Origin of the sequence: Micromonospora sp. HM5-17, assembly GCF_003762835.1 — a bacterium.
Classification (GTDB): domain Bacteria; phylum Actinomycetota; class Actinomycetes; order Mycobacteriales; family Micromonosporaceae; genus Plantactinospora.
Map to the genome: position 1 here is coordinate 20,438 of NZ_RJWA01000002.1, position 12,439 is coordinate 32,876.

Annotated in this window: 10 protein-coding genes; 6 read left to right on the forward strand and 4 right to left on the reverse strand. The window is 72.3% G+C overall.

Annotated features, from left to right (window positions below; all coding sequences use genetic code 11):
- Positions 1-57: 57 nt before the first annotated feature.
- Both EF879_RS05415 and EF879_RS05420 read left to right on the forward strand, forming a co-directional pair.
- Positions 58-2,451, forward strand: a complete 2,394-nt coding sequence (locus EF879_RS05415; protein ID WP_123555475.1) for a SulP family inorganic anion transporter — start codon at positions 58-60, stop codon at positions 2,449-2,451.
- 32 nt (positions 2,452-2,483) lie between these two features.
- Complete coding sequence (locus EF879_RS05420) at positions 2,484-4,160, forward strand: hypothetical protein (RefSeq protein ID WP_148086359.1); 1,677 nt, start codon at positions 2,484-2,486, stop codon at positions 4,158-4,160.
- Positions 4,161-4,226: 66 nt separating this feature from the next.
- On the opposite strand, the gene EF879_RS05425 is transcribed toward EF879_RS05420, so the two are convergent.
- Positions 4,227-5,957: a cellulose-binding domain-containing protein gene (locus EF879_RS05425; RefSeq protein ID WP_123555479.1), complete on the reverse strand. Its 1,731-nt coding sequence runs from the start codon at positions 5,955-5,957 to the stop codon at positions 4,227-4,229.
- A 365-nt stretch (positions 5,958-6,322) separates the two neighbouring features.
- Between EF879_RS05425 and nudC the strand changes: the two genes are divergently transcribed.
- Positions 6,323-7,240: an NAD(+) diphosphatase gene (gene nudC, locus EF879_RS05430; protein ID WP_370375452.1), complete on the forward strand. Its 918-nt coding sequence runs from the start codon at positions 6,323-6,325 to the stop codon at positions 7,238-7,240.
- A gap of 102 nt (positions 7,241-7,342) precedes the next feature.
- Here the strand turns inward: nudC and EF879_RS27510 are convergent, their stop codons facing one another.
- Positions 7,343-7,618: an SIP domain-containing protein gene (locus EF879_RS27510; protein WP_233604254.1), complete on the reverse strand. Its 276-nt coding sequence runs from the start codon at positions 7,616-7,618 to the stop codon at positions 7,343-7,345.
- A complete protein-coding gene (locus EF879_RS27515; RefSeq protein ID WP_199736163.1) occupies positions 7,615-7,902 on the reverse strand; it encodes a hypothetical protein in 288 nt (95 codons plus the stop codon). The genes EF879_RS27510 and EF879_RS27515 overlap by 4 nt, the downstream gene beginning before the upstream one ends.
- 131 nt (positions 7,903-8,033) lie before the next feature.
- Between EF879_RS27515 and EF879_RS05440 the strand changes: the two genes are divergently transcribed.
- The 3 genes from EF879_RS05440 to EF879_RS05450 all read left to right on the forward strand — a co-directional run bounded on the left by EF879_RS05440 (position 8,034) and on the right by EF879_RS05450 (position 10,273).
- On the forward strand, positions 8,034-8,657 hold the full coding sequence (locus EF879_RS05440) for a TetR/AcrR family transcriptional regulator (protein WP_158624116.1): 624 nt from the start codon (positions 8,034-8,036) through the stop codon (positions 8,655-8,657).
- A 208-nt stretch (positions 8,658-8,865) separates the two neighbouring features.
- On the forward strand, positions 8,866-9,336 hold the full coding sequence (locus tag EF879_RS05445; protein WP_199736165.1) for a hypothetical protein: 471 nt from the start codon (positions 8,866-8,868) through the stop codon (positions 9,334-9,336).
- Complete coding sequence (locus tag EF879_RS05450; protein WP_123556756.1) at positions 9,329-10,273, forward strand: alpha/beta fold hydrolase; 945 nt, start codon at positions 9,329-9,331, stop codon at positions 10,271-10,273. The genes EF879_RS05445 and EF879_RS05450 overlap by 8 nt, the downstream gene beginning before the upstream one ends.
- Positions 10,274-10,318: 45 nt before the next feature.
- On the opposite strand, the gene ilvD is transcribed toward EF879_RS05450, so the two are convergent.
- The gene (gene ilvD, locus EF879_RS05455) at positions 10,319-12,169 is read right to left on the reverse strand and encodes a dihydroxy-acid dehydratase (protein ID WP_123555486.1); all 1,851 of its coding nucleotides are present in this window, start codon (positions 12,167-12,169) and stop codon (positions 10,319-10,321) included.
- Positions 12,170-12,439: the final 270 nt, after the last annotated feature.

A 12,439-nucleotide genomic window follows, 5' to 3' on the forward strand; every position in this document is an offset into this window, starting at 1 on the left:
GGCGCGCCCCGCGCACGGGCTCCCGTTGCCGTACGGCGTGGAGCCGGAGGAGGCAGCATGGTGCGCACGTCGATCAGCGTGGCCGGAACGACGGCCCGGGTCAGTCACTGGATCCGCAGGGACCTGCGGTACGACGTACCGGCGTCGCTCGTCGTCTTCCTGGTCGCGGTGCCGCTGTCGCTGGGGATCGCGGCCGCCTCCGAGGCGCCGGTGGCCGCCGGGCTGATCGCCGCGGTGATCGGCGGGGTTGTGGCGGGCCTGTTCGGCGGCTCGGTGCTCCAGGTCTCCGGCCCGGCGGCCGGCCTGACGGTGGTCGTCGCCGAGCTGGTGCAGCGCTTCGGCTGGTCCGTCACCTGCGCGATCACCGTGGCCGCCGGTGTGGTGCAGGTCGGGTTCGGACTCAGCCGCGTCGCCCGGGGCGCGCTGGCGCTCTCGCCGGCGATCGTGCACGGGATGCTCGCCGGCATCGGCATCACCATCGCGCTCGCCCAGCTGCACGTCATGCTCGGCGGCGAACCGGGCAGTACGCCGCTGCATAACCTCGTCGAGCTGCCCGCACAGTTGGCGACCCGGCACGACCACGCGGCGCTGATCGGGCTGATGGTGGTCGGACTGTTGCTGCTGTGGCCCCGCCTGCCGGCACCGGCCCGCCGGGTGCCGGGTCCCCTCGTCGCCGTCTTCCTCGCCACCCTGGTCGCCATCGTGTGGGACGACGTCGACCTGGCCCGGGTCGAGATGCCCGGGTCACTGCTGGCGGCCGTCCACCTGCCGGCGTTGCCCGACGGAGACTGGCTGGCCGTGGCCGCCGCGGTGCTGACCGTCGCCGTGATCGCCAGCGTGGAGAGCCTGTTGTCGGCCACCGCGGTCGACCGGTTGACGGCCCGCGCGGCCCGCGCGGCCCGCGCGGCCCGTGCCGCCCACGGTGACCGTGTCGAGCCCGACGCCCCGGGCGGGCGTGCGACGTGGCCGACCAACCTCGACCGTGAGCTGGTCGGCCAGGGCCTCGCCAACACGGTCTCCGGGGTGCTCGGCGGGCTTCCCGTCGCCGGGGTCATCGTGCGCAGCTCGACGAACGTCAACGCCGGGGCCCGGACCCGCGCCTCCGCCGTCCTGCACGGCATCTGGGTCCTGCTGTTCGCGGTGCTGCTCGTCGTACTCGTCGAGCGGATCCCGATGGCCGCGCTCGCCGGGCTCCTCGTCGTGGTGGGCCTGCAACTGGTGAAGATCTCCGACATCCAGCGGGTACGCCGACACCGCGAGCTGGCCGTCTACGTCGCCACCGCTCTCGGGGTGGTGGTGTTCAACCTGCTCGAGGGGGTGCTCATCGGTCTCGGCCTCGCGATGGTGCTGATCCTCCGGCGCGTCGTCTGGGCGAAGGTCCACGCCGAGCGGCTGCGGATCGCGCCGGGCGGACGCGAACACTGGTCCGTGTTCGTCGAGGGCACCCTCAGCTTCCTCGCCATCCCCCGGCTCTCCGCCGTCCTCGCCAGGGTGCCGCCGGGCAGCCGGGTCGACCTCGAACTCGCCACCGACTACCTGGACCACGCGGCCTTCGACCACCTCGACTGGTGGATACGCCAGCACGAGGCCGCCGGCGGCATCGTGCACCTGGACGAGGTCGGGCCCGCGGCGCTGCGCGCCGGGCACGCGCGGCCGTCCCGCCGGGTGCACGCCCTCGTGCCACCCCGCTGGTTCTCGCCGTGGTCGAGCTGGCAGGCGCGGCACCTCGAGGGGGCGGGCGACGGCGGTGACCACGACCACCCGGGCGCCGTCCACGCGGCGCTGCGTCCGCTGCACGCCGGGGTACGCGAGTACCACCGTCGCTCGGTCGCGCGCCTGCGGCCCCACCTCGTCGAGCTCGGCGTCCGGCACAGGCCGCACAGTCTCTTCCTGACCTGCGCCGACGCGCGGATCGTGCCGAACGTGATCACCAGTAGCGGGCCGGGCGACCTCTTCACGGTGCGCAACATCGGCAACCTGGTCCCCGCCGACCACCACGCCGAGTCCTCGGTCGCGGCCTCGCTCTCGTACGCCGTCGAGGTGCTTCGGGTGCCCGCCCTGCTGGTCTGCGGGCACTCCGGTTGCGGCGCCATGCACGGGCTCCTCAGCGGGCTCGCCGGCCAGGACAGTCACCTCGGGCGCTGGCTGCGCTGGGGACGGCCGAGCCTGGAGGCGTGGCGGGCCGGGCACCCGATCGGGCGGGCGGCGTCCGAGGACGGCCGTGCCGAGGTCGACCAGTTGGCGATGGTCAACGTCGCCCTCCAGCTCACCGCCATCCGGGACTTCCTGGCGACGCGCGGTGTCGACCCGGGGACGGTCTCCGTCCAGGGGCTCTTCTTCGACATCTCGACCGGGCGGCTGATGGTCCTCGACGAGCAGCGGCAACGGTTCACGTCGCTGCCGGACCACCCGGCGAGGGACCAGCAGCGCGGCACGGTGGTGCATTCCTGAACCGTGTCGGCGGTCGGTGTTACCGTCCGCGCATGATCACGACCGCTGATCTTGCCGATCGCGCTCGCGCGGTGCTCGCGCGCTTCGACACGCCGCCCCGGAACTGGCGGGTGATTCCGGAGCAGCGGATTGACTGGGCATGCGCCTGCTACCGCGGTGGCGATCACACCCGGGCGATCGAGGAGCTGACGGCCTGCCTGGAGGGCCCGCTGCCACCGCGGTTCGCCACGGTGTCGGACATGCTCACCCGCGAGCAGGCCGTGAGGCTCGCGTACGCCGCACTCGACGGCGAGCAACCCTTCCGGCGTTTCGTCGGCAGCCTGCCAGGAAGCCCCAACCCCGGGCCGCCGGTCGCCGGGACGCTGGCTCGACTCGTGGCCGGCGATCCTGACGCGGAGGAGGCGCTGCTCCGGAAGGTGCTGGAGGATCGGCCGAGCGACGACAGCGTGTTCGACCGTCGAGCGGTGCGGATCTCGGACGTGATCTCGGTGCTGGCCGAGGCGCACGTCGGTGAGCCCGAGTACCTCGACCGGTGGTCGGCACTGCTGGGCGAGCGTGACCGGCCCCGCCTCGCCGCGGCGGCGGCCCTGTTGGGACCACTCGGCCTGGCCGAGATCGAGCGACGCTGCGGAACCGTCGAGGCGAATGTTGACGGCGAACGGCTGATCGCGGCCTTCGTCGCGGCGGACCGGTTCGACGACGCACTCACGCTGGCCGCCCGGCTCTACCCGGATGACCAGCAGTGCGCGCTGCTGACGCTGGCGGTGCCCGGGCTCGCCCCGGCGCGGGCCAAGGCGCTCGTGACCGCGTTCCGGAAGTGTCCCAGACTCGGCCGCAGCGAGGTCAGCCGAATGACCTACCAACACCGGTTCGCGCGACTGTTCCTGGGTCTGGAGCGGGTCGATGACGCGTTGGCGGTTCTGGGGCGGATGCGCCACCGCAAACGCGATTCGAAGTACGGACCCGCCCCGCTCGCCCGTGAGCTGGTGCGGTGGCTGGCCGCCCGGCGCGAGGCGGCAACCCCGGAGCGGCTTCGCGCCATCCTGGAGGCGCTGGTCGGTCCCTGGATTTCCCCCGAATCACTCGGCGATGTCGTGCTGGACGTCGTGCGGCTCGCCTCCGCCCTGGCTGATGAGCAGCTACGCGCCGAAATCCTCGAGGTGCACGTGCCGCGGCTACAGGAACGGTTGGCAGATCGGACGTACTGGCCGGCGCTGATCGACGCCGTACGCGGCGTCGTGTTGGTCGAAGCCGGCGACCCCACCGCGCTTGATCCGGTGTTCGCGAAGGCTGCTCAGGGGTACTCGTGGGTCGCGGTGAGGCTGGTCGATCTGGCTTTTCGTACCGGACTGCCGGCCCGAGATCTCGACCTGTTCGGCGACCTGGTCACCACCGCCTTTCCCCGGATCGAGGACTGGCGTGCGTTCATGTCACCGTCGGCAGCCGACGCGCGTACGGTTCTGCCCCGGGCGGTGGCCGGTCGTGAATACGATTCCGAGATTGCCGACGTGGCAACGGTCGCCGGCCAGGCCGACGACCTCAGCCTGCTCGCCGCCATGCTCGACGCGGCACCGGACGTCTGGACTGCCTGGCGGGTGGCCGAACAGGTCGCGCTGACGCTGGCTCGCCGTGGCGAACTGCGCGACGCCGTGGACATCGCCCGCCGGTGCGGTCTGCTCGAGGGAAAGCCGGAGGAGGCCGACGGCTAGCTCCGGACGGCAGAACGGAGCCGGGCTCGCGGCCGGCACTCGGCCGCGAGCCCGGTGGTGGAACCGTCAGTTCGGGGCGTGGACCCCGGTGGCGGCGTAGTCCTTGGTGGAGCCGCGGACGTACATCTCGCTGCTCTGGTTGCCGGAGAAGTACTGCTGGATCGATCCGGGGAACGGGCTGGTCGACACGTTGCGGCCGTACACGTCGGTGTAGACCGTGGTCGGGCCGCTGTTCCGCACCGAGAAGGTGCCGGGCCGGAACTCCCGCAGGGTGCCCTTGAACGGCGAGCGCGGGTCGTCCCAGGCGAGCTGCTGCCCGGTCTGCTGGGTGATCCGGCGTGCCTCGTCGCAGTAGCTACCGCCCCGGAGGTCGGTGTAGCACAGGTCCACGATCCGGCCCAGGTTGTTGGGCTTACTCGGGTCGTAGTAACGCGACGGGTTGACCACGTAGAACAGCGGCGCGAGGTGGAAGCTCAGCCCGGAACCCGTCACCTGGACGTCGGAGAACCAGAAGTCGTCCATGTCGGAAACGGTGAACGGCACCGGGTTGGGGTAGAGCGGGTCGTAGTGGGTGCGGCCCTCCCGGATCGCCTGGATGCAGCCCGGCTCGGTGATCAGCCGGCCCAGCGACCGGGTCTCCGAGGGCGAGTCGGCCGGCACCGGCGGTCCCACGGTGATGAACTGTCCGCCGAAGCCCGGGCACTCGCTGGGGCTGAACCCGCCGGCGCGCCCGAGCGGAATCATCGCGTTGTACCGGGCCTCGATGACCTGGCCGTTCGTCTGGGTGCAGCGCTGGTTGAAGAGCAACTCGTGGACGTTGTTGGTGAACGCGTCCGGCGAGTGGGTGCCCTGGTGGAACTTGAGCAGGACGTCGCAGGTCGCGATCACCGGGCCCTGTGGCGGGAAGAAGCTGGTGCCGTTGTCGCCCTGGATCACGTTGGAGTTGTTCACCGCGAGCACCTTGTGCCCGACGTGGTCCTCGTGCCGGTGGCTGGCCTCGGGCATGTTCTCCAGCATCACCTCGCTGGTGTAGCCGAAGGCGGGCCAGCCGACGCTGCTGTACAGGTCCGAGGTACGCGGGTCGTCACCGTGCTCGTGACCGAAGGTGCAGCCGCTGGGGTCGCGGGTCGGGTGCCAGGTCGGGTAGACCTTGCCGTCCGGCCCGTACGTCCAGTAGCGGGCGTGGACCTCGACCGAGCACTCGCCCGCCCGGGGCAGGTACCCCTTCTCGTTCGCGACGGTGATCAGGTCGTACGCCCGACTGGTGGCCGCGTTCGCCGGCGGCAGCGCCGTACCCCAGGTCGGGTTCTCGGGCGGCGTGGTCGTCGGCGGCGTCGTGGGCGGCGTCGACGGCGGCGAGGTGGGGTTCTCACCCGGCGTGCCGGTGCAGGCGGTCCCGTTCAGCGCGAAGCTGGTGGGCGCGGGGTTGCTCCCGGTCCAGGAACCGTTGAAGCCGAACGAGGTGGTCGCCCCGGTGCCGAGACTGCCGTTGTAGCTGGCGTTGCGGGCGCTGACCTCGCTGCCGTTCTGCGTCACGGTGGCGTTCCATGCCTGGGTGACGCGCTGGCCGGCGGCGTAGCTCCAGGTCAGCGTCCACGAGCTGAGCGGGTCGCCGAGATTCGTGACGGCCACCGTCGCGGTGAAGCCGCCCTGCCATTGCGAGCCGACGGTGTACGTGACGCTGCACCCGGCGGCGGCCGCGTGTGCGGCGACCGTCACGGCCGCTCCGCTCACGGCGACCAGGGAGGTCACGGTCACGGCCGACCAGAGCCGGGACCGGTAACGATGGAGCCGCATGTGTGGTCCTCCCAACGGGGATGGTGGGTCGACGAAGACGCGGGTCGACGGAGACGTGCTCCGTGGTGGGGTGACGATGCCGCGAGACGTGGAGCGGGCGTGCCTCCCGGGTAGAAGCCGACACGTCGCCATCAATCGATTCATGTCTATGTTACGTGTCGTACTGGTGGTGTCAACGAAAACTGGCTGCTCGTACGCGGGGCGCTGTCCCGCAGGCCGTACGGCGCATAGCATGCGGGGGTGCCGGTGCCCAGGTCGTGCCCCCATCCTTCGCAGCCCACCGTGTCCGGGATGTCCGCCGTGTCCGGGTTGCCCGCCGCACGTCACCGCCGGCCCCGCCGCGGCGGCCGGACGGCGGCGCGGACGTGACCGACACCATGACCGCCATCTGGTACGCCGGTGGACGCCTGGACCGCGCGGTCCGGCTCCGTCGCGAGCCGGAACGGCTGCACGCGGCGCTCACCACACCTCGGACCCAGATCGTTCCCCTGTGGCGGGACCGGTGCCTCGTCGCCGCCGACACGGTCGTGCGGCTCGGCGGCGTGGACTCGGCCTGGCTGCCGGCCACCGTCGGTGATCCGGTCTTCCTCGGCATCGACGGCGACCGGCCGCTGTTCGCGGTCGACCTGAGCGGCGTACCGGAGGCGGAGGCGCTGCGCGCGACCGGGGCGGAGCGGACGGTCGACCTCCGTCGGCTGGTCCAGCACCTCGACCCGGCCGAGGCGGCCGTCCTCGCGTACGCCAGGGGCCTCTGTTACTGGCACCGCCACCAGCGCTACTGCGGCACCTGCGGCGCGCGGACCCGATCCGTCGAGGGTGGGGCGGCCCGGGAGTGTGCCGGGTGCCGCCAGCAGTTGTTCCCCCGGATCAACCCCGCGGTGATCATGCTGGTGGAGGCACCCGGGACGCCGGCTCGCTGCCTGCTGGCCCGGCACGCGGGAGCGGACGACGACGCCTTCGCGCTGCTGGCCGGCTTCGTGGAGGTCGGCGAGAGCCTGGAGGACGCGGTCCGGCGCGAGGCGGCCGAGGAGGCCGGGATCGTCGTCGACCAGGTGCGGTACGTCGCGTCCCAGCCGTGGCCGTTCCCCGCCGGGCTGATGGTGGGCTTCGTCGCCCGCGCCCGCGGCGAGGCCACCCGGGTCGACGGCGAGGAACTGGTGGAAACCCGCTGGTTCTCCCGGGCGGACCTGCGCGCCCGTCGGGCGGCGCGCGGACGGCTGGGCAGGCCGGACTCCATCGACCGGCTCCTGCTCCAGACGTGGCTCGACGCGGAACAGGACTGATCGACCCCGGGGTCTGGGGGTGTCGAGGCGGCCCGGGGGAGGGCAGCGTGTGCCGGCGGCCTCCCGGCACTCCGTTCTTAGGATCGGGTCCGCCTCGGTCGCTCAGTCGAGTCCCCGCCGTCCGGGCGCCCAGAACGGCTTGACCAGGATGTTCCGGCGGGACCAGCCGCGTTCCCGGACGAGGTGGTCCCGGACCGCCTGACAGGTACGGGCCTCGCCGGCCAGGTACGCGGTCCCCGGCCCGGCGTCGCGCAGGTCGAGCGCGCGGAGCGCCCGGAGCAGCGGTGCGGGGTTGGCCGGGTTGGCGGTGCCCCGGTGCACCCAGGTCAGCGCACGGTCCGCCGGCAGCGGAAGTTCGCCCGCGGGTGAGTCGGTCACCAGCACGCCGTACGCCGGAACTGTCGCGGGCAAAGCACGCAACATCGCGCCGAACGGCCGGCGTCGGGATCGAGGTGCCAGATCGAGTAGCTGCGCCGGGCGTCGCCGGGGCGACGGAGCCAGTCCCGGGTCGGGGTGACGTTGACCCGGACGTGCTGCCCGGGTTGCCAGTCGAGCCCCCGAAATCGCTCGCCGGTGAGTCGGATCCGACGCATCCGGTGGGTGAGGGGCTCGACCTCCGCGATGGTGCCGGAGAGGAAGAGCAGGTCGGCAGCGGTGCGCATCGGTGGGTCCTTCCGGGCCGTCATGACGGCGGTGAACGGGTGAAACGATTACTGACCGACGGTCGGTCGGTATGGTTCCGAACCTACCGACCGGTGGTCGGTTGTCAAGGGGACGACTAGGCTCCGGCGGCATGAGCGCCACCAGACCGAGCGTCAAGCGCCGCCGTGTGCCCCGGGCCCCGGGCGAGCGACCAGGGCAGATCCTGGACGCGGCGACCCGGGTCCTGCTCCGACACGGGCTCGACGCCACCACCATCGACGGCATCGCCGCCGAGGCCGGCCTCGGCAAGGGGACGGTCTACGAGTACTTCAGCTCCAAGGCCCAGGTCTTCACCGCCCTACGGCGGCGGTGCAACGAGCAGATCCTCGCCGCCGGCACCGACGCCGTCGCCGCCGGCGCGGAGGTGGGCGCGCTGGACCGGATACGCCGGTTCGTCACCGGCATGATCGGGTTTTGGGCGGCGAATCGCCGACTGGTGGCCCTGCTGTTCCACGAGGCCGGCATCGAGGAGCCCGACGAACTCGGGCCGATCAGGGAGAGCCTGCTCGAGCTGGTCCAGGACGGCGTACGGGCCGGGGAACTGGCGGTCCGGGATCCGGCGTTCACCGTCGATTTCCTGCTGCACGGCCTGCGCGGCGTCCTCGAGGGGTGGTTTGCCGAGGGTGCGGCCGCGGAGGAGACGGCCGTCGAGTCGGTGCTCGCCCGGGTGGACGAGGTACTCACCGCCCTGCTCAACCCCACCGGGCGGGAATGAGACCCGGGCTGACGGGGTGAGAGTCGAACTCACGGGGTGAGAGTCGAACTCACGGGGTGAGATCCGAGCTCACGGTGAGACCCGGGCTCACGTGGTGAGACCCCGGGCCGGGGTTCGTGGTGGGCGAGATCCGGGCCGGGATTCGCGGTCTGCTTGACAGTTGGCGTCAAGTACTTGACGATTGTCGTCAAGTAACGGAGGAGGCGTGGTGTCCCCCAGCCATCACGAGGTCGTCGACCAGCTCGTTCGGACGATCGACATCCGGCTGCTCGACCCGTTGGAGATCCTGCTCGACGGCGACGACGCCGTTGCGGCGCTGCGTACGCTCGTCCGCGTCCGGGCCGAGACCTGGGCCCAACGACTACTCGGCGGGGACGACCAGGAAGCCGTCAACACCGTGATGCGGATTGTCTCCACCCTCTACCCCGGAGACGGCCCCTTCGAGCCGCCGCTCGACTGGTGGGGCACCCCGCTCGGGCAGGTCGTTGCCCGGCGCGTCGGGCACCCCACCGCGGCGTCGGTCTCGTACGCGGTGGCCGGCGCCATGCTCGGGATCACCCGGCAGGGCGTGCACGACCTGGTCAGCCGCGGAAAGCTGATCCGGCACCCCGAGGGCGGGGTCCTGCCCTCCTCCGTCCGTGACCGTTTACGTGCGGAAGGGCGAGCCCACCGTGGCTGAGAATCACACCGAGACAGCACCGCGAACCGACCGGGTGGTCACCTCCGGATCGGTGCCGATCGCGGTCCGCGACCATGGCGGCACCGGTACCCCGCTGCTGCTCCTACACGGAGCCGGCGGCAACCTGGCGACAATGACCGGACTGGCCGACCTGCTACGGCCGGCGCACCGGGTGGTCACCCTGGACCTGCGGGGGCACGGTCACTCCGGTGACGGCCCGTGGAGCTGGGACGCGGCGCTCGACGACCTGGCCGCCGTCGCCGACGACCTGGGACTGGACCGGCCCGCCGTGGTCGGGCACTCCCTCGGCGGGATGCTCGCCGCGCTCTGGGCGGCACGGCACCCGGAGTGCCCGGGCGCGGTCAGCCTCGACGGCAGTCCCACCCCGGCCCGGCCGGAGGACCTTGTCGGGCTGGCCCCGGACCGGGCCGCCGCCGAACTCGCCCGGCTCCACGAGGTCTTCACGGCGATGGCGGCCGGGCTGGCCCAGCCGCTCGACTCGGCGCAGGTCGAGGCGGCGCTCGCCGGGCAACGGGCCCTCGCCCAGCGGTACGGCTCCGCCGAGGAGCCCTGGGTGGAGGCGTTCGAGCGCAACCTCGTACCGGTCGAGGGTGGCAGCCGGCTGCGGCCGGATCCCACCCTGACCGAGCAGCTACGGGTCGCGATGGAGACGGTGGACCTCTTTCCGGCGTACCGCGAGGTCCGGTGCCCGCTGCTGCTGGTGCTCGCCACCGAGAACCTGCCGGAGCAGGAGGCGTTCGCCGAGCTGTACGCGGCGTATCGGCGCGGCCTCGCGGAGCGGCTGGCGGCGGTGGACAACCCGTCGCTGCGGGTCGTCCACCTCACGGGCGCCAGTCACGCCATGGTCGCCGAACGTCCGGCCGAGCTGGCCGCGCTGGTGACCGACTTCCTCGCGGGCGCCACGAGCAGCTGTTAGGAAGGGCCCCCTCTACCACCAAAAGCGTTAACAGGGGGCCCTTCCTTACATCTCGGGGACGCGGCGGTAGGCGCCGTCGCTGGCCGAGGTCGCCATCGAGGCGTACGCGCGCAGGGCGGCGGAGACCGGCCGGTCCCGGTCGACCGGGGTGTACGGCCGGTCCCGCTTCTCCTGGGCGACCCGGCGGGCCTCCAGCACCTCCGGCGCGACGAGCAGTTCGAGCCGCCGCTGCGGGATGTCGATGAGGATCTCGTCACCGTCCTCGACCAGCGCGATCAGCCCGCCGCCGGCCGCCTCGGGGGAGATGTGCCCGACCGAGACGCCGGAGCTGCCGCCGGAGAAGCGACCGTCGGTGATCAGGGCACAGTCCCGCCCCAGGCCGCGTCCCTTGAGGAACGAGGTGGGGTAGAGCATCTCCTGCATCCCCGGCCCGCCCTTCGGGCCCTCGTACCGGATCACGACCACGTCCCCGGGGACGATCCGGTTGCCGAGGATCGCCTCGACCGCCGCCTCCTGAGACTCGAAGACCTTCGCCGGCCCCCGGAAGACGTGGCGATCCTCCGGCACCCCGGCCGTCTTGACCACGGCACCGTCCGGGGCGAGGTTGCCGCGCAGGATCGCCAGCCCGCCGTCGGCGGTGTACGCGTGCGCCCGGTCCCGGATGCAGCCCTCGACCGGGTCGGTGTCCAGGCTGGACCAGCGGTTGGTGGTGGAGAACGGCTCGGTGGTGCGGACCCCGCCCGGCGCGGCGTGAAAGAGTTCGATCGCCTCCCGGGTCGCCTTGCCGCCCCGGATGTCCCAGTTGGCCAGCCAGGTGTCGAGGTTCGGCGAGTGTACGGCGTGGACGTCCCGGCGCAGCAGGCCGGCCCGGTCGAGCTCACCGAGGATCGCCGGGATGCCGCCGGCCCGGTGCACGTCCTCCATGTGGTACTTGGTGGAGTTCGGCGCGACCTTCGTCAGGCAGGGCACCCGACGGGAGATCTCGTCGATGTCCCAGACGTGGAAGTCCAGCTCCGCCTCGCGGGCGGCGGCGAGCAGGTGCAGCACCGTGTTGGTGGAGCCGCCCATCGCCACGTCGAGGGCGACCGCGTTCTCGAAGGCGGCCCGGGAGGCGATCGACCGGGGCAGTACGGAGGCGTCGTCCTCGCCGTACCAGCGGTTGGCCAGCTCCACGATCAGCCGGCCGGCCTGCGTGAAGAGCGCCTTGCGGGCGGCGTGGGTGGCGAGCGTCGAGCCGTTGCCGGGCAGCGCCAGGCCGATCGCCTCGGTCAGGCAGTTCATCGAGTTCGCGGTGAACATGCCGGAGCAGGAGCCGCAGGTCGGGCAGGCGGACCGCTCGATGGCGCCGAGCTGGCCGTCGGTGACCGTCTCGTTGGACGAGGCGATCATGGCGTCGATCAGGTCGATCTTGTCGTGGACGACCCCCTCGATCGCCACCGTCTTGCCGGCCTCCATCGGGCCGCCGGAGACGAAGACCGTCGGGATGTTCAGCCGCAGTGCGGCCAGGAGCATGCCCGGGGTGATCTTGTCGCAGTTGGAGATGCAGACCAGGGCGTCGGCGCAGTGCGCGTTCACCATGTACTCCACCGCGTCGGCGATCAGTTCGCGGCTGGGCAGCGAGTAGAGCATGCCACCGTGCCCCATCGCGATGCCGTCGTCGACCGCGATCGTGTTGAACTCGCGGCCGACCCCGCCGGCCTCGGCCACCGCCTCGGCGACGAGTCCGCCGAGGTCCTTGAGGTGTACGTGGCCGGGGACGAACTGGGTGAAGCTGTTCGCGATGGCGACGATCGGCTTGCCGAAGTCGTCGTCGGTCATCCCGGTGGCCCGCCACAGGGCGCGGGCGCCGGCCATCGTCCGGCCGTGCGTGGAGGTCTTCGACCGCAGGTCTGGCATTCGACAAGTGTGGCACCATCGGCGCCGCCCCGCGTCCCGGCGCCCGGCGCGGTCCAGCCAGCGGGACGGCGCGCTCCGGGCCGGGGACCCGCGTCCCGGGCGGGCACCGGCGCTCCGGCGGACCGTCCGCCGCGACCGGCCGGGAGGCACCTCGAGCCGCGACCGGCCGCGCGGGAAGCCTCGGCGGCCGGGGCGAGGCGCCCCGGCCGTGGCCCGGCCGGGTGGGAAGTCTCGGCAGTCGGATGGGGAGTCTCGGCCGCGACCGGCCAC